Origin of the sequence: Dolichospermum heterosporum TAC447 (assembly GCF_024584745.1) — a bacterium.
GTDB classification, from domain to species: Bacteria; Cyanobacteriota; Cyanobacteriia; order Cyanobacteriales; family Nostocaceae; genus Dolichospermum; species Dolichospermum heterosporum.
The window spans coordinates 1739098-1756992 of the sequence record NZ_CP099464.1; the positions used below are offsets into that span (position 1 = coordinate 1739098).

19 protein-coding genes are annotated in these 17895 nt (G+C 37.4%); 7 read left to right on the top strand and 12 right to left on the bottom strand.

Translation table 11 applies throughout. From position 1 onward, the window contains the following. The first annotated feature begins 382 nt into the window (after window positions 1-382). Window positions 383-2599, top strand: a complete 2217-nt coding sequence (locus tag NG743_RS07880) for an NHL repeat-containing protein (protein WP_257121820.1) — start codon at window positions 383-385, stop codon at window positions 2597-2599. A gap of 66 nt (window positions 2600-2665) precedes the next feature. Here NG743_RS07880 and NG743_RS26845 read toward each other — a convergent pair whose 3' ends face one another. From NG743_RS26845 to NG743_RS07905, 5 genes are all read right to left on the bottom strand, one after another. Further along, window positions 2666-3721 carry an AIPR family protein gene (locus NG743_RS26845; RefSeq protein ID WP_371316534.1) on the bottom strand — a complete coding sequence of 352 codons (1056 nt, stop codon included), beginning with the start codon at window positions 3719-3721 and terminating at the stop codon, window positions 2666-2668. Between the two features lie 1082 nt (window positions 3722-4803). Further along, window positions 4804-5256, bottom strand: coding sequence for a hypothetical protein (locus tag NG743_RS07890; RefSeq protein ID WP_193963898.1), 453 nt, complete (start codon window positions 5254-5256; stop codon window positions 4804-4806). Window positions 5257-5278: 22 nt separating this feature from the next. After that, a complete protein-coding gene (locus NG743_RS07895) occupies window positions 5279-5551 on the bottom strand; it encodes a hypothetical protein (RefSeq protein ID WP_027404119.1) in 273 nt (90 codons plus the stop codon). Between the two features lie 53 nt (window positions 5552-5604). Next, complete coding sequence (locus NG743_RS07900) at window positions 5605-6651, bottom strand: ABC transporter permease (protein WP_027404118.1); 1047 nt, start codon at window positions 6649-6651, stop codon at window positions 5605-5607. Window positions 6652-6824: 173 nt separating this feature from the next. Beyond that, window positions 6825-7343 carry an adenine phosphoribosyltransferase gene (locus NG743_RS07905; protein ID WP_027404117.1) on the bottom strand — a complete coding sequence of 173 codons (519 nt, stop codon included), beginning with the start codon at window positions 7341-7343 and terminating at the stop codon, window positions 6825-6827. Window positions 7344-7628: 285 nt separating this feature from the next. Here NG743_RS07905 and NG743_RS07910 point away from each other — a divergent pair, with 285 nt between their 5' ends. The 3 genes from NG743_RS07910 (at window position 7629) to NG743_RS07920 (ending at window position 10097) form a co-directional block, all read left to right on the top strand. Further along, on the top strand, window positions 7629-8255 hold the full coding sequence (locus tag NG743_RS07910) for a DUF3038 domain-containing protein (protein ID WP_027404116.1): 627 nt from the start codon (window positions 7629-7631) through the stop codon (window positions 8253-8255). Window positions 8256-8265: 10 nt separating this feature from the next. Then, complete coding sequence (locus tag NG743_RS07915; protein WP_027404115.1) at window positions 8266-9696, top strand: DUF4335 domain-containing protein; 1431 nt, start codon at window positions 8266-8268, stop codon at window positions 9694-9696. 125 nt (window positions 9697-9821) lie between these two features. Further along, entirely contained in the window at window positions 9822-10097 is a 276-nt protein-coding gene (locus NG743_RS07920; RefSeq protein ID WP_027404114.1) for a lipopolysaccharide assembly protein LapA domain-containing protein, read from the top strand. 40 nt (window positions 10098-10137) lie between these two features. On the opposite strand, the gene NG743_RS07925 is transcribed toward NG743_RS07920, so the two are convergent. Next, window positions 10138-10416 carry a type II toxin-antitoxin system RelE/ParE family toxin gene (locus NG743_RS07925; RefSeq protein WP_027404113.1) on the bottom strand — a complete coding sequence of 93 codons (279 nt, stop codon included), beginning with the start codon at window positions 10414-10416 and terminating at the stop codon, window positions 10138-10140. Then, window positions 10406-10648, bottom strand: a complete 243-nt coding sequence (locus NG743_RS07930; RefSeq protein ID WP_257121822.1) for a CopG family ribbon-helix-helix protein — start codon at window positions 10646-10648, stop codon at window positions 10406-10408. Before NG743_RS07930 ends, NG743_RS07925 begins: the two co-directional genes overlap by 11 nt. A gap of 200 nt (window positions 10649-10848) precedes the next feature. Here NG743_RS07930 and NG743_RS07935 point away from each other — a divergent pair, with 200 nt between their 5' ends. Together NG743_RS07935 and NG743_RS07940 are read left to right on the top strand one after the other, a co-directional pair. Continuing rightward, window positions 10849-11127: a helix-turn-helix domain-containing protein gene (locus tag NG743_RS07935; protein WP_027404111.1), complete on the top strand. Its 279-nt coding sequence runs from the start codon at window positions 10849-10851 to the stop codon at window positions 11125-11127. Window positions 11128-11178: 51 nt separating this feature from the next. Next, window positions 11179-11610, top strand: a complete 432-nt coding sequence (locus NG743_RS07940; protein WP_257121823.1) for a DUF29 domain-containing protein — start codon at window positions 11179-11181, stop codon at window positions 11608-11610. A gap of 75 nt (window positions 11611-11685) precedes the next feature. On the opposite strand, the gene NG743_RS07945 is transcribed toward NG743_RS07940, so the two are convergent. From NG743_RS07945 to aat, 3 genes are all read right to left on the bottom strand, one after another. Further along, on the bottom strand, window positions 11686-12732 hold the full coding sequence (locus NG743_RS07945) for a cyanophycinase (protein WP_027404109.1): 1047 nt from the start codon (window positions 12730-12732) through the stop codon (window positions 11686-11688). Window positions 12733-12857: 125 nt separating this feature from the next. Further along, window positions 12858-14045 (bottom strand): glycosyltransferase family 4 protein, encoded by a 1188-nt coding sequence (locus NG743_RS07950; protein WP_027404108.1) that lies wholly within the window; start codon window positions 14043-14045, stop codon window positions 12858-12860. Between the two features lie 360 nt (window positions 14046-14405). Beyond that, the gene (gene aat, locus NG743_RS07955) at window positions 14406-14981 is read right to left on the bottom strand and encodes a leucyl/phenylalanyl-tRNA--protein transferase (protein ID WP_257121824.1); all 576 of its coding nucleotides are present in this window, start codon (window positions 14979-14981) and stop codon (window positions 14406-14408) included. 53 nt (window positions 14982-15034) lie between these two features. Between aat and NG743_RS07960 the strand changes: the two genes are divergently transcribed. Beyond that, window positions 15035-15364, top strand: coding sequence for a DUF8822 family protein (locus NG743_RS07960; RefSeq protein ID WP_027404106.1), 330 nt, complete (start codon window positions 15035-15037; stop codon window positions 15362-15364). A gap of 142 nt (window positions 15365-15506) precedes the next feature. Here NG743_RS07960 and rpsN read toward each other — a convergent pair whose 3' ends face one another. Together rpsN and NG743_RS07970 are read right to left on the bottom strand one after the other, a co-directional pair. Beyond that, the gene (gene rpsN / locus NG743_RS07965) at window positions 15507-15809 is read right to left on the bottom strand and encodes a 30S ribosomal protein S14 (protein WP_027404105.1); all 303 of its coding nucleotides are present in this window, start codon (window positions 15807-15809) and stop codon (window positions 15507-15509) included. Between the two features lie 413 nt (window positions 15810-16222). Beyond that, window positions 16223-17731: a pyruvate kinase gene (locus NG743_RS07970; RefSeq protein WP_027404104.1), complete on the bottom strand. Its 1509-nt coding sequence runs from the start codon at window positions 17729-17731 to the stop codon at window positions 16223-16225. Window positions 17732-17895: the final 164 nt, after the last annotated feature.

Here is a 17895-nt window from a genome sequence, read left to right on the forward strand (position 1 = left end):
TTTTGGGTCAATATGTTTGTGTCCTATCAATTTCGTCCCAAAAATTATCGCTAATGATATTGACAAATCCATCCTCCTTAACGAATGAAACAGCCTTGGGGTCTCCCCTCCCTCAATTGTATTACTAGATAAACGTTTTTCGTGAACTCAGAAATATTACTATCATTAATTCATAAAAAAGTTATTTTTTATCTAAAAATTAGTAATTTTAGCAGCATTGAGTATAATTTTTTTATTTTAAAAGTATATGTTATTAATAAAGTTTTGATGAAATTAAATGCAAGATAAAATTTCCTTATAATTTATGAGTAAGAATTTAAAAGCCTATCCCACAGGGATAAATTAAAAATTCAAAAAGCATATTACAGCAACCGAATTATTTATGCAGATTAGTAAAACTTGCTACAAACTTTATCAATATCTTCATAACTTATTTTCGAGGGGATATTGGCGAAAAAAAATAACTTTCAAGATTTTATTGGGTTTAACCTGTGGACTACTCGTAACATTTGTTGGTATGACAATGGATTTAGCCACAACTAAAAAATCCAAAGCAGTCAGAACTCCTGAAATTACATATATTACTTCTTGGTTAGGAAATACCATTGGTAATGGTAAATTGCGAGTACAAAATAATATAGAAGGAATGTATGTCAAAGATGACGGGACAATTTATACAAATAGTGCTTGGGATGAAGCTGGTAGTGAAGCAGGAATATATAAAGATGGTAAACCAATTTTTATCCTCGAAGATACACATGGTTGGAATCGTTTAGGGGGTAAAGCAATAACAGTAAATAGCAAATATATTTATATTTCTATGATTCAAGGTGGAGTAGATCAAACAAAAGAAGATTATCCTCCCCAAGGACAAACTTGGTATTGCGTCAGACGTTATGACTTAACAGGAAAACCTGCACCTTTTGAGAAAGGGAATGGCTGGGATAAAAGTATGTTAATTACCAGCAAAAGCCATGAAGTCACAGGAATAGCAACAATAAATAATCACCTATTTGTTAGTAATGCTGGGGAGAATATTGTTCGGGTTTATAACACCGAAACAATGGCAGAGATAAACAAATTTACCGTTAATAGTCCTGAAGAAATTACCATTGATAAAAAAGGTAGTTTGTGGATTATTCAAAATCAAAAAGGTGCTAAATTTGGAAAAATTGTCAATTATTCTCCAGCCGGAAAGAAATTACATCAAGAAATTACAGATGTTGATAAACCATCAGCATTAGCCATTGATAATCTCGGCAGACTGTTAGTAGCAGAAAATGGGATTAATCAACAATTGGTAATTTACAATATTAATAATCAGCCAGTTCGCGTGGATACTTTTGGGGATAAAAAAGGTGTTTTTGGTGGTGTACCTGGAGAAGTAAAAACATCCAAACTCTACGGCATTACTGGAGTTGGTACAGATGCCAAAGGCAATATTTATGTAAATAATAATGGCTTTAATACATCGGGAACAGATTTAAGAAAATTTTCGCCATCAGGAAAAATAGTATGGCAATTACTAGGATTAATATTTGTAGATAATGCAGATACAGATCCAAAAACAGATGGTGTAAATATATTCACCAAACAAGAAAAATATGTCATGGATTATAGCAAGTCTGCTGGTAAACAGTGGACTTATAAAGCCTACACACTTAATCCTTTTAAATACGCTCAAGATCCACGTCTACATACATCACCAGATGGAACTTTTGTGCGGCGGATTCAAGGTAAACCTTTTGTATTCCTGACAGATATGTACAATAGCTTTTTGCAAATTTATCGGTTTCAACCGAATACAGATGGTGAAATTGCCATTCCTGCTGGGATGTTTGTGGGTACTAATGATCAGAATAAACAATCTGTTCATGGCAATTGGCCACCCAATCAACCCGCAAACGGAGAATGGATTTGGCGCGATAGTAATGGCAATGGTGCATTTGAAAAAAATGAATATGATAGCAGTCAAGACTATCCCTATATCGGAGGTTGGTGGGTAGATAGCAAAGGAGATGTTTGGAAAACTTTGCGAACTGAAGATGGTATTCGTCATTATCCTTTACAGGGATTAGATACTAAAGGAAATCCCATTTATACCTATAGTTCGATGAAAAAACTCAAAACTCCTAGCACGTTCAAAGACTTGCGACGGATTGAGTATTTTCCCGAAACAGATACCATGTATTTATCCGGTTTTACGATGGAACATCCTGCATTTGCTGATGATGCCAAAGTCATAGGATCAGAAATTGCTCGCTTCGATAATTGGAGTCAAGGAAATCGTACTCCCAAATGGCGCACTGTCGTTCCCTACGACACTACAGGTAAAGGATTAGTTGCTACCGCAGCCATGAGTGTAGCTGGTGATTATGTGTTTGCAGTGGGTGTAAAAACCGCCGAGGTATATGTTTATAAAACTGCTACCGGAGAACTCGTGAAAAAGATGACTCCAGGTGCAGAAGTTGGGAAAGAAAGTGGTTGGGTTGATATTCCCTATGGTATCCGTGCTTTCCGTCGTGCTAATGATGAATATCTTGTATTTGTAGAAGAAAACTGGCAAGGTAAGGTGCTTATCTATCAGTTTCCTATTTGATACAGCAATTCTCGTTCTCATAAAATACAATGGAGGGCGGGGAAACCCCGCCCCTACTATTGTGTATCAGTCATTGTTGCCGCTATTATTTTCTTCGTCGGTTTCTACTTCAATAAGTTGTTCGTTATCTTTAATAGTTATATTTTCAATATCCTCGACGGAAATTTCTAAATCTTCTAAGGCTTCTTTTATTTTTTCATAGTGAGCCGGTTCAAATAAGAACTTAAACATTCTTTCTATCGTTTTTTCTTCATTGTCGCTTACTTCAATTTGTTTCTCAACAAACTGATTAAGAAACTTGAAGGTTTTAATAATAATTTTTTTATCACCTTGTTCATAAATTTTGATAATATATTTGTTTACATTTATTTTATCATTAAATTTTGCTTTTAAATATTTTGTAAAGCCTACTTTAAATAAGGCTAATAAATGATATAAACCTGTTTTAAAAGTATCATCATATGAAACAGGTGTAGCATGATAAATTACGTTGAAAACATAAAATGCACATAGCATATTTTCAAATGTTGTTTCATCATTGAATATCTTCTCATAACAACCATCTTTATGTTCTTTATGAGAGATAAAGTTCAAATCTTTATCCATTTCTTGTCTTTGATTATAGTTCTTCAAAACAGTAGAAGGATCTTGCAAATAATAAGCTAAATAGGCATTTGCAAACACATAATTTGAAACTTTTATTATATTTTCTGGAGTTTCTCTAAATTCATCACGTCGTTTTTCATACCAAATATTTGTTTGATAGGATGCGTTTTGCAGCATTATCTGTATATCGTCATTAGCACAAAAATCTCTATCATCTACGGGGTTTTGGGAATTAGTATACCTAGTAACATTCAAATCAAAATCTTTTCCGCCTGATTTTAATAAGCGTAAAGTTACCAAAGATTCACTATCCATTTGCTTACGCTTTGTTGGTGAGGCATCTTTGTAAGCTCGGTAAATGGCATAAACAGTTTGTGCGCCATTAATAATTTGCAATCCTGTTAATTCTATTTGTTCAGCTTTTCTGCGAATAGTAGGTAAGAAATAAGTAATTGCTGTAATACCATTATTGTAGTACCAAAAATAGGCAGGATTGTCCACCGCCGTTTTTTCTATATCTTCATTGAATTGTGATTGCAGGAGAGGATTTCTGACGTTTTTATAAAAAAGAGCAAATCCATATTTTTCAAATAAATCATAGATACTTTTGGGGCGAAGTAAGAACATATATGCCTCAAAAGGCTTCTCTATTTTAACAACTCCATTTTTTTGAACTATTTCCAGAGTAACAGGATTTTCTTCTGGATTTTGATAACTTTCTAGAGGATTTAAAGGTTCTATTTTTTTATATGTTCTGTCAATATAATCTACTTTTATACGGTTTATATCAATTACTTCAAATTTAGTTTTTTCATCAGATTTTATAAAAGCACTAATGTTTTCATCCGCTCCTCCTTTATATTGAGAAAGTGTCAAAAATATAAATTTAACTTCTCCATTAGCTTTGCGGTGATTATCCAGATCCTCTAATTTTGCTTTTAGTTTTTCATTAACATTTTGCTTTTCACCTCGTAAAATGGTGTCAAAATCATTAAGTGCTTTTAGTATTTCATCTTTATCAGTTTCTTTTTCCGAATTATCAGCATTGTTCCATTTTGACTGAACGACATAAAAAATTTTATCTCCTTGATTGTTTGTGTTATCAAAAACAATGTCGCAAGAACTATCTTTGTCACCATCTGTAATGAAATCTTTATAGTTAGATTTTCTACCGTAAAATTCGAGAAACCAAATTAAGAGGGCATAAGATTTTTGATTGTTTATAGCACCTTTATGTTTTTTATGTTTTTTTATGAATTCATCATCTTGATATTTTTCTAAAAGTATATTAAGGTTGCTATCAATTACGTTGTAAAATTCTTTCGTAAGCATATAAAATCCTAATAAAAGTAAATTCTTTTTGAGTATTCAATTAAAGGTCATTAAATTGACAAGCCTAACTATTTATTATACCTTCATTTTCCGTCTATTCCATTCCTATACAACAAAAAGGCAAAAGTTCCTGTATATTTTCCCTGTAGATAATAATATCCAGAAACCGAGATTAACACCATCACCAATAGCGGTAAATTCCCTGCCTTTACTAGAGCCGATATTACCATATTGTAAGATTTATGTTAAATATAAGCTCTTTTACACTACAATAAACTAACTTGTCCATTATTGCGAATATAAAGAGAGCGATAGCGAAGCGCTCCGTAGGAATCGCCTGGATAGTCCCGACTGTTAGGACGAATTTCCAAAACCAATGTTCCAAAATTCGGTTTAGACACCACACCTTTTACATATCTTCCCCCATCATCCCAAAACATCAGAGAAAATTCAGTAAGTTCGTCCCCTCGCAGGTCAAATTGTAATTTTTGTCCCGGCTTTAAGGTTGTTTGTCTTATTTCTGGTAACTGTTCTAATTTCACAGATCCATAACTGTGATTCACAACTTTCACCCGAATATATTGTCCTGGCGTAAAATGTAGGGGTGCAGAACCACAACGAGAAGCACAAGTCCCTGCTAATGTTAGCCTATAGTTAATTGGCATTAACAGCAAGGCTATCGTCAATAATGTAGTATAAATCGCTAATTTCATGTTCATACTTTTACTGCTTTGTTGATATTTAAATATGCTGTAAAAATTCAATTTCAGGTAATAAGGGATCATTGACAATTCCCACACCGACAAAACCCCAACGTTTGAGCAAACTACCTATTTGGTTACTAGCAAGAGGTTCGACTGTCAAGCGGTTTGCTAAATCGGCAGCATGAGTATTTAGATAACTCATTGCCTCGAAATCTTCTTTAAACAATAATAAATATCCTGATGTATCATCATCAACGCGGGCTGTGAGATATTTACCATCACTTCTAGAACGAATAATATAATAAATCATTGGTGATTGGTGATTGGTGGAGTTAAGGGCGCAGACCCTGCGCCCCTACGTTCTTAATTTAAGTCTTCTAATTTAATTCTAGGATCTGCTGCTTTTAAAATTAAGTCAGCGATTAAATTACCAATGATTAATAATACGGCACTCATTACCAAACTGGCCATGACTAAATATTGGTCTTTAGCTAAAACAGCTTGTAGAGTTAATTTCCCTAAACCTGGCCAGTTGAAGAAATTTTCCGTAATAAATGCACCACCTAACAAACCTGCTAATTCAAAACCCAATAAAGTAATTAATGGGTTAATAGCATTTCGCAAAGCATGAACATAAATAACTCGGTTTTCTGGAAGTCCTTTAGCGCGAGCAGTTTGAATATAATCTTGGCGTAAAACATCCAATAATTGACCACGCATAATCCGTTGTAAACCAGCAAAACTAGTAATACTTAAAGCAATTAATGGTAAAATCGAATGCCAAGCAATATCAAGAATTTTACCTAACCATGTCAGGTCGGCATGATCAATACTGGTCATATTACCCACTGGAAAAAGTGGCGTAGTCAGTTGAGCAAAAAATAGCAAAAATAAGACAGTGATAAAACTGGGAATACCTTGACCAGCATAACTAATTATCTGTAAAACCTGGTCAGTGCGGCGATTTTGTTTCACAGCCGCGAGAATCCCCAAAGGAATAGCGATCGCCCATGTGATAATTAAAGAAGCGATCGCTAATAACAACGTGGCTGGAACTCTTTCCCATAACAGCGACGATACAGAACGTTGATAAACAAAACTTGTGCCAAAATCACCTTTAGTTACGATTTGCTGCAACCAAAATCCAAACTGTTCTGGCCAAGATTTATCTAAACCAAATTGTTGTCTAATTTCCTCAATCCGTTCTGGGGAAATTTTCGGATTTTGTCGCAGGGTGTCTACATAATCCCCTGGAGAAAACTTCATAATAAAAAATGACAAGGCCGACGCTAAAAAAATCGTCAATAGCGCCTGTAAAAGCCGTTTCATCACATAAATAAAAGTTTCATTCGTAACTGACCTCATCAGCCAGTCTCGACTTGTCTCCAAGGAAATTTTTGTATTTGTCATTTATGATTGATAATTGGTAATTGAATAATTTTCTTTCTTCTTTTTTCTCCTGAATGGGCGCAGGCCCTGCGCCCCTACTTCCTGATAGCGCAGCGTGGCGTTAGCCATACTCCTGATATCGTTCACGTAGTGTGCCGAAGGCATAGCGTGGCGTTAGCCATACTCCTGACTGACTAATATTCAACCAGTGAGATAATAGGGACATCAGGTAAATGTTTCCGTCCTTGCAAATCTTGTAGTTCGATGATAAACCCAAACCCCACAAGTTCACAGTCAATTTTTTGTACTAACTTTGCTGTTGCACTAGCAGTACCACCAGTAGCAATCAAATCATCCACAATTAAAACTTTACAACCTGGGTTTAAAGCATCCTGATGTACTTCTAATGTATCCGTACCATATTCTAGTTGATATTCAATAGAGTGAACCGCTGCTGGTAATTTTCCTTTTTTGCGAACAGGAATAAACCCCGCACCTAATTTATAAGCCACAGGCGCACCAAAAATGAACCCCCGCGACTCCATACCGATAATATAATCCACCTGAAGTTCAATTTCTGAACATTTTTGTGCTAAAAGGTCAATAGTGTATCGCAATCCCGCTGGGTCGCTTAATAGAGTAGTAACATCTCGAAATAAAATTCCCGGCTTAGGAAAATCTGGTATATCACGAATCAGAGATTTTAAATCCATATTTGTGAGTAGTTAATGGTCAATCAAGAAACAAAGGGTAAGAGGCGAAAAATTTCCCCGATCCCTGCCAAATCCTACCCTATAATGTCATAACCTAGAGACTAGTGCCGCGAGGTGAAAGTCAAAAGTCATGTCCCCATGAAAGCGGGGGTCGAAAATTAAAAGTCCAAAGTCAAAATTCATAGGTCGTAATGTATATAATTGAACTGCCATATCGCGCCAGCGATTAGCCATGAGAGGTTAATATCAATCACTTTATTGGAAACGCATAAGGTATTTTTTAGAATGAATGTCTCCGCTAGTATCCCATCTTTAAACAGCCCAAACGCCCAGGGAACGCCGATGATTTTGGATACTTTACCAGATCCAGCGATCGCAGGCCAAGTATGTCCAGCCAGAACTAGATTGCAAATAGACTTAATGTTACTAGCCATTGAAGCCTTAGAACTAGGCGGTTCTGAAGCCATTCTATCCTTTGCTGAAGAATTAGACCTCCAAGGAATCATCAAAAATCGGGTAAACCTTTGGCGAATGCGAGGCTCTAACCCCATGAGGAGAGCGCATAGTCGCCGTCCCTTAGATATTTTAGAAGCCAAAGCTCTCGTAGTCATTGCTTGTTACATCGCCCGGCGGTTAACAGTTGTCATTCGCCAACTACTAACCATATATCAACAATTAGCCCAAAAGCAGATTCCCCCAGAACAAAATTTAAGATTAGCTAATTACCTAGAAAGGTTTAGAACCCACTTTAAAAGTCGGATGAATTCCCGGCGTTCCGGTGTCCTAGCATTAACCTCTGATGAAAAATTAGATGAACTAGCTATAGACTTATTAGGAAAATTACTATTTTGCACAGGTACGGCGGGAATGCAGCGATACTGGATTTCTCTTTTTGACGGTGAAGTGGAGTAGAGTAAATAAAATGAATATCCAACGTAAATATAGTTTACCTAATTGCACCCTGCTCCTAGAAGGGTTGAGTGACATGACACGGACAGTTAACTTTCAAGAACTCCGTCCCGAACTATCCATATTGGTGAATGCAGAATGCCATTTATCTAATTATGATCAACCTATAAGTGGAGGTAGGGAATTTTTTGAAAGCTTAGTTAGAGCGGTTAGTGCTTACGCTCAAGAAGTTTTAAGCAATATACCCAATCCCCAAGGCAAAAAATTTGAACATCAAAATTCAGAGTTAGTTGAATTACAAAAAATTGACAGCAACAGACACAAATTAATTGTTCACTCCGAAATCACAGCAGACAATCAAGGGGGAAACAACAACCCCGGACAACCGCTGCAAATCGTCCTCAACACAGTCCAATTATTTGATTTAGTTGAAGCCGTAGATCAGTTTTTTGCTGACAGCCAGACCTTACCAGAATTATCCCTAGAACTACACCCAGTTCATCGCAGTTATGGTGGTTCTAGTCAAACCTTAATCAAACAAGCAATTCCCGCTACCGTCGGCGTATCCAGCCTCGCCGTAGCCGCCGTAGCCTTTAGTTTAATTCCTGCACCCCAACTCCGTCCACCTCAAGTCAAACCAGAAATACAGTCCAGCACTTCCACTTCCACTCCCACAGCGTCAGTATCACCCTCAATTACACCCACAGCAGCAGCCACCCCTACAACCACACCCACAGCATCAGAAACCGCCGTTACCAAGGATTTGGAAGCACTTTTAAAGACAGTTCCAGAAATAACAGATCCATCTCAATTACGGGCATTAAATCGCCAAGTTTACAATCAAATTCATCCAGCTTGGACAAATCGCTCAGGATTACCAGAGGATTTAGTGTATCGTTTAGGTGTAGCTGCCGATGGTAGTGTCGTTGGTTATAAAGCAGTAAATCAAAAAGCTAGTAACGCAATCGAGAAAACACCACTGCCTAAACTACTTTATAATCCTGCTAATCGCGTCCCTAATGAACCTATTGCTCAATTCAAAGTCGTATTTACCCAAAAAGGGTTTCTAGAAATTAGTCCCTGGTTAGGATACGCTAAAACACCGGAAGTAACTGGCGAAAAAATTACTGATACCAGTAAAATTAAGGATTTAAATCAAAAGCTGTATAGTACAATTCGTCAAAATTGGAGTGTTACTCCTACCTTTGCTAACGATTTAAAATATCGAGTAGCGGTGAATAAAGAAGGCGTAATAGCTGACTATGAACCACTTAATCAAGTTGCTTTTGATCATTTCCGGGAAACTCCTCTACCTCAGATGTTTCAATCAGTTTATGGCTCAAATGTAGCTGCACCTGATAACAAACAACCTCTAGCTCATTTTCAGGTAGTATTTACACCCAAGGGAGAATTAAAAGTTATGCACTGGAAGGGATACAAATAATTGTCAGTTGTCAGTTGTCAGTTGTCAGTTGTTCTTTGTTCTTTGTTTGGGAAAAAATTTTTTCTTCTTCCTCCTGACTCCTGACTTACATCACGCTGCGCTATCACGGAAAGATTTTTCCAGTTATGATATTCAAAATTTTGGCAAATTTTTTCATATTAGTAATTATAGCTGTTTGGGTAGTGGCGATCGCTCTAATTTCTGTCCAAAATGCTACTCCTGTATCTTTACAGTTTTTGGTCTTTCAATCCGTACAAATTCCCTTTGGTTTGATGTTAGCTTTTAGTGTGGCTGTCGGTTTATTAGGTACAGCAGTTTTGCAGCCCCTCTGGGGTTTGGGAGAGTCTCAATCTAGAATAGATGAAGATGCAGAGTTTTTTGTTGATGATGAGGATTTTTAGTAGGGGAAACCCCGCCCTCAAGACTTTTGCTTTTAGATAGTTATTCTGGGTAGCGTTTTGATGTATGCAAAATTCGCAGAATTTCTACCGTTTCTTCCTTAACTCGGTAAATAATCATATACGGTGAATTAGAAATTATCAATTCTCTTGTACCGTCAACTCTTCCAGATTTTCCCATAAAGGGATAATTTTCTAATTGATTAGCAGCATTTTGAATTTTTAAGATTAATTCCTGTGCTGCGGTAGGATTTTCTGGGAAAACGTAATTATGCGCTTGTTTTAAGTTACGCAGCGCCTGACGTAGCCATTTAACCCGCATGGTTAAGTTTAGCAAATGTGGCTGTTACTTCTTCATCACTGGCAAAATCTCCAGCCTCCGCTTCTGCAATACCTTGGTGTATTTCTTTGATTTGCCATTGATACATTTCTAAGTAAGCGTTTACTGCTTCATTAAGAATATAACTTCTATCGCGGTTTATGCCTTTCGCTAATGCGTCAATGGCGGCTTTTTTGCTGCTGTCTATTCTAAATGTAATGTTTTCTTTACTCATGGTTGTGTAAATCTCATTTGTATTGCATTATATTATATAATAAAACGATGTTAGATATTTACTAAAAACCTTTGGCTTACGATAATATTTGCCGATACCTCACGGATACTTACCCCCTATCTTTTGTGCAATGGTTAATTGCAGAAGATATCCATGAAATTGAGGTGCTACCTACCGAGTTATATTTTCGGGAGAAAACTATGGAAGAATCAGATTATCAACAGGCATTAAAAGAAATCGAACAAATTTTTGATGCTGAACCTAATACACCAGAATATGAAAAATTAGATATTTTAACGACTTTAGTAGAAGTCTATGAACAACAAAATTATCCTATTGATCCTCCATCTCCTATCGCAGCCATATTATATTATTTAGAAAGTCGTAATCAAGGAGTTTATACTTTTATTGAAAATTTAAAACATCATGGAGTTAGTGAAGAAATAATTAATATAGCTTTAAATGAAATGACTCAGTGATTATTGATTATAATATCATCAAATAATAGTAGTCAGAGGTAAATTAAATTTATGACCATAACCTATCAAACAGATTTCAATATGTGGCTTGAAGAAACAGCCCAATTATTACTAGAAAATCGCTGGCAAGAAATAGATAAAGAACATTTAATTGAGGAGATTTCTGAATTGGGTAAAAGTGAACGACGAGCAATTTCTAGTCAATTAATTCGTCTACTTTTACACCTACTCAAATGGCAATATCAACCTCAACGACGTTCTGACAGTTGGCTAGATTCTATCACAGATGCTCGTACTCAAATTGAATTAACTATTAAAGATAGTCCTAGTCTCAAAAATTATCCTCAAGAACAATTGGAAGACAGCTATGAAAAAGCACGTCGTCAAGCAGCTAAACAAACAGGATTGATAATTTCTACATTTCCTGAAAAATGTCTTTATACTTTGGAATTAATTTTAGATGAAAATTGGCTGCCACAATAGTAAATTCACATTCGGTGAATATCACAAAGCCCACCTGAGTGGGCTAATGAGGTGGATTTGTGTAGAGAAATGGTATTAATAAGGATCTGAATCAAACCTTCCCCGCTTCACACTTCTGAGATAATAACCCCGTGACGGTAATTTATTTAAGTCGAAAGTGTCACCTCTAGGAACTCGCCAGATTTTGTAGTCGTGATAGGTGAGAGGAGTCCCCTTTTCACAAATTTCTGGGGGATGATCTCCTAAAACAAAATAGGCTGAACCTTTACCCACAACTTTAGCAATACCATATTTATCAACTAGTAAAGATGTTTGTTCACTAATTGCTATCCCTAATGCTTTTGAAGATACACCATCTTGAATTTGTCGGGCAATAAAAACCATAATTCTTCCCATTCTTTTGCGTTCATCAAAGTGGGTATCAATGATAGTTCCGCGCAAATATTTCCACTGGAAAAAATTATAGGTAAAGGTAATATTCCCGTAAGGATCATCAAGGGCTTCATGAGTTTCAATACTATCTTCACAAGCACAAGAATCATAAACATATTCACTTTGAATCATCGCCCCGGCACTTGTACCCCCAATCGCACCACCTTTATCGTAAACTGACTTGATAGCAACTTCTAATTTAGTATTTTTCCAGTGGCGAATATATTCACATTGATCACCACCTGCAAAGAAAATTACGCCAGCATTTCTGACTTTATCAAAAATATCGGTTCTGTTCGCTTCTTGACGATTACGAATGATGAGAGTTTCTACATATTTGACACCTCTCATGGGATAAATTAACTGATTGTAATCATCATTACCAGCAGCCCGAATGACTAAAACATTAACTTTATTGTCGCTGTAACTACCGCCTCTGACTTGATTAATCATCCATTGGATAGCGTCATCAACATCAGGACCACCTCCACCTAAGTTATGAACAGGACCAGCTAATTTAGGGAGTTTATAAGCTGGTTTGGCGGTGGGAGTCCGGCTATCGGCGATGATATCCTCAAAGAACCGTTTTAACTTGGCTGTTAAACGATCTAGGATACGATTTATCATCTTCAATAAGCTGTTTTTTGCATTTTGCAAATGCTTGGATGTATTTAGGAATGCCTTTGTCATATTAAAATCTTGTCAAGCAAACAGCAATCATTTCTAACTTTCGCATTGTCCAAGGCTAAATTCCTAGCGTACAGGGTTTGTAGTGTTTTTTTATGGCAAATTATCAGCGTAATCTTTGATTCTCGTTACCAGACAATTTCTGCTCGTTCTTGCACTACTCTTTTATAAACCATTTCTGTTTGCTTACCTAATTTTGTCCAGCTAAATCTTTTTTCTAAATCTGCATAAGCGTTATTTACCAACCATTGACAATAATCTGGGTTTTTCAAAACTTCTAATATTCCCCAAGCTACAGAGTCCGAGTTGTTTACCCAAGTGGTAATTCCCGTTTTTGTGTGTTGAACTACTTCTGGTAAACCACCAGTATCGGAAACTATGACTGGTACGCGAGAGGCAAAACTTTCTAAGGCAACTATACCAAAGGGTTCATAAAGACTGGGAAAAACTGCACAGTCAGCAATGGTTTGAAATTTATCTAAGTATTCATCAGTCAGAAACCCAGTAAAGTAACACTTGTTCCAAATTCCCAAATCCCAAGCTTGACGTTTAAGATGGTCAGTATTACCACCACCGACGATAACAAATTTAACATTACCTTCCATTTCCCATAGTACCTTGGGGGCGGCATTAAGTAATATGGGTACGCCTTTTTCATAAGTCATGCGACCAAGATAATACACAATTTTTTCATAATCTGCGGCAAATCGTCGCCGAAAATCTTGAGCATGAAAATCTTGATGATGTATTTTCTTTTCTGGGCGGATACCATTATAGATTACGTCAATTTTATCATTAGTAATATGTAGCGTTTGAATCATTTGCTGACGCATATATTCACTACAAACGATGACTCGCCAAGCATTGTGAGCTAGTGCATATTCTTTATCATGAATATAGCGTTGGGTATCATTATGAATGCCGTTATAGCGTCCATGTTCAGTGGCGTGAATTGTGGCAATGAGGGGAATTTTAAAGGTATGCTTGAGAGCGATCGCTGCATCTCCAACTAACCAATCATGGCCATGAATCAGATCAAATGGACCTTTGTCGGTCAACAACTGACCACCATGTTTTCCCATGCTCTCATTTAAGTTTACCACCCAGTGGAAAAAATCGTTACTAGCAGGTACTGGGACACGATGGATATGAATTCCTTCAACCACCTCATACAAGGATGCTGGACCGAATTCTGGCGTGATTAGGTGGATATCATGACCTAGCTTGATTAGTTCCGGGTACAACTCAGCAACGTGACGAGCAATTCCCCCAACTATCCTCGGTGGAAATTCCCAACTCAGCACTAATATCTTCATTTGACTCCCCGATGATTGACAAAAATCTCGAAAGTTTAAAAACTATAATTATCTCAAAAAAAATAACTTTGGCTACTACAATACCTTGTCCATTTTTTGTAGGTCGGGTTAAGCGACAGCGCAACCCGACGCATTTGTTGGGTTATGGCTATGGCTCCTACGTCGCCACGCAAGCTATCGCCACACTTCGTGAACGTGCCATTGCTCCGCAACGCTGACGCGAACAACCCAACCTTGTATCTTAGAGGTATGCTAGATATTCATCAGATTAAATCATATTGCAGATCACTGAGGTACAGGATATAACTGCCAAGTGACTCCTGACTGGGCGCAGGCCCTGCGCCCCTACCTCCTGACTCCTTAAATTAAGTTACAAGAACTTGATACAGCTTGTTTAAGTAAAACTGCATATTCTTCACTACTAATATGATAAGCGCCAAATCTAGCTAAATGAGGATTCATCATTTGTGCGTCAAATAGTCTAAATTTCTGTTGACGCAATCTTTCCACTAACTTGACCATTGCTACCTTAGAACCTTCGGAAATGTTGAAAAACATGGATTCACCAATAAAAGCGCCACCAATGACAATTCCCAAAATTCCCCCAGCTAATTTATCACCAAACCAAGTTTCAAAACTATAAGCGTAACCATTTTGGTAAAGTAACTCATAAATCTTGACTAATTCTGGAGAAATCCAAGTTGTGTCCCGGTTAGCACAGCCAGCAACTACTCCTAAAAAGTCCCGGTTAATGGCAACTGTAAACCTTTCTTGGTTAATGACGCGCTGTAATGATTTAGGATAGCGAAAGCGTTCATCCAAAGGGATTAGAGTCCGTTCCTTACTTCCATACCATCCCAGGTTATTACTTTCATCAGACATGAGAAAATAACCTTGAGCATAACCCCGAACAATAGCAGCAACATCATATTCCATTATCTTCTTCTAAGATTACCCTAGCGAACAAATTCTATATAAAATATACAAAAATGACTCCAGCAATTCCACCCATTACCTTACCTCCTTCGGAAAATCCCCAGCAAGAAGGTGAATGGTTACAACAAAACCTGTTACATTGGCTTGATGAAGAGTTTATTCCTGAAGCAATCAATCAAAATATTGCCCAGCGGGTATCACAGATTTTTGTAAGACAACGCATGGAGGGAGAAAATGATTTAGGTTCTCTGGTAATTGCTATTGTCACAGAGATGCAATCATTTGATTTTTCTAAAAGTTTTTTTGGAGAGTTTGCGATCGCCAACGCCGTTAGCGATCTACTCTTAGATAGCCTGGGAATTGATTATTGTTGTGGGCAATAATACCTTGGTCATTGGTCATTGGTAATAGGGAATAGGGAATAGGGAACAGGGAACAGGGAATAGGGGGATATTTCTCTTGCCTCTTGCCTCTTGCCTCTTGCCTCTTGCCTCCTTCTACTGACCACTGACCATTGACGACTAACTACCAGCTAGACTTAACAACACCTGGTAAAAGACCTTCATGGGCCCATTCCCGAAGTACGTTCCGAGATAGTCCGAAATCACGGTAAACGCCTCTAGGACGACCAGTTAACCAGCAACGGTTGTGCTTACGAGTAGGCGCACTGTTACGGGGTAGTTGTTGAATTTTACGGTGAACTTCTAACTTCAGCAACGGAGATTCTGCTGTTCTAAACTCTTCTAATAGTGCTTCTCGCTTTTCAGCATACTTAGCTACCATTTTGGCGCGTTTCTTCTCGCGCTCAATCATACTCTTTTTCGCCATGAATTCCCTAATCTAATGAAAGACAGCATTCCCTATTCTACACCTTTATTGGCGATTATAGAGAAAATGGCATTGACACTCTCCGGTCTAAAGACGCGGAGATTCTATAGAGAGTTTCAGTCTATATCCCTCAGTTATCCCAGTTTCAGGCATTGCCTTAAATATTTGGGTTCTTGCCCTGATTTCGTTGGACCTGGCGGGCGAAATCATATCTGACAAGCGTAACTTTCCGAGAGTCCCTCGGTAGCTTTTTATGTCTTTAGTGACAGTATAGTTGTATCACGAATATGGATTAAAATCAATGCAGGATAAATCCTGCCTCTAGCCTTCATCCCTTGTCTAAAGCCCAAATGTGGCTATCCTGAGTCACCCACATTTTCAAGGGTTTTCGGCGTTCTTCCTTATAAAGATAGTTACCAAGAATGTAAAGCCCGTAACTGAGGTGTTTTTTTGACTTGATGGGCTTGCATTCTTGTGAGGACATCATCTAAAATGCCTACGGCTTCAATAATATAATCACCCTTATTGAGCATGACACATTCTGCCCGTTCTGACATGGCAGCATCAGTAATTTCTGCCCGTGACGGCATTCCGTGTTTAACAAGATTTTCTAAGACTTGAGTTGCCCAAATTACAGGGATATGGGCAGCTTCACATAACCATAGTATTTCTTCTTGAATTTCTGCCAGCCGTTGATAACCAATTTCCAGTGCCAAATCTCCTCTGGCAATCATAATTCCAAAGGGTTGTTTCCCGGCGGCTTGAATAATTAATTCTGGCAAATTACTCACTGCTAAGGGTGTTTCTATTTTGGCAACTATGGCAGGTGTGGGAGAATTTTCTGGTAATCTTGTTGCTAATTCCTGTTGTAAAAGCTGAATATCTGCGGGTGTTTGCACATAGGAATAACCGATAATATCAACTTGATTGGCATGGGTGGTGATAAAATCTAAATCTTGTTGATCTTTTGTTGTTAAAGAACTCAAATGTAAGTCAGTGTCAGGAAAATTAATGCCTTTCTCTGGTGATATTTTCTCACCTTTGAGACGGGCATGGGTGATTTTCAACCACACTCCTTCGGATGTAATTGACTCGACATAAGCACCAATGCGCCCATCATCAATCCAAACTAATGTGCCAATTTTCAGTTCTGTTAATACTTCGGGAATTGTGCAACTAACTTGGAAACATTCAGAATCAATATTCGTGGGTAACTCATGGGTGAGGAGGAGAGATTCACCTTTAAATATTCGTTGTTTGGGGCTGGGGGCAATGGCAAATTTAATTCTGGTTTTTGGACCACTTAAATCCATGAGAATTTTACAAGCAGATCCTAATTCTAATTCTGCTTGTTTGACATTGTTAATCATTGCTAACCATTCAACGGCGGTATCATGGGCGCAATTAATTCTTACACAGTTTGTCCCTTGACGAATGATATCTCGTAGAAATTTGTAATTGGTAGCAGATTCAGTTGGTAACGTTACCATAATTCTGACACGACGGTGATCGAGGGTATTGCCAAATAAATCTTCGGTATTTTGTTGAAGTAGGCGATCGCCTTCAAAAAATGCGTCCAAAGGTGGATGTATAATTACAGAATCATTATCTGTGCCACAAACTGCCTGTAAGGTGGCAATCACCGCATCTAAGGTCGGTAAAACCTTAGCTTCTATCCTCCCCAATGAGGACAAACCCCAAGGCATTAAAGCCGCTTGCAGTTGTCGCAAATCGTGTCTTCTCAGTGCCAGATAATAGGCAAGATTGAGACTACTATTAATAAAAGATTGTCGGTGAATTTGCTTTTTCCACCTTTGAAATATTTCTTTTCCTTCCTCATCAACAGATTGACGAAGTTCTTGTAATGTGGTAAGCAAAACACAAGGATCAGATAAGTCCAACTCTACATTAGTAGACTGCATATTAATAAATTCAACTCCACTAATTTAAAAATCTTTTTTTATCTAACCACAGAGGTAACAGAGAGAAGAAAAAATTCTTGACTGAATTGTATTGGACTATAACGGATATTTAAATTCACTTTTTACCTACTGTTAACTAACCCTTTCAAAGAAAATAAAAATGT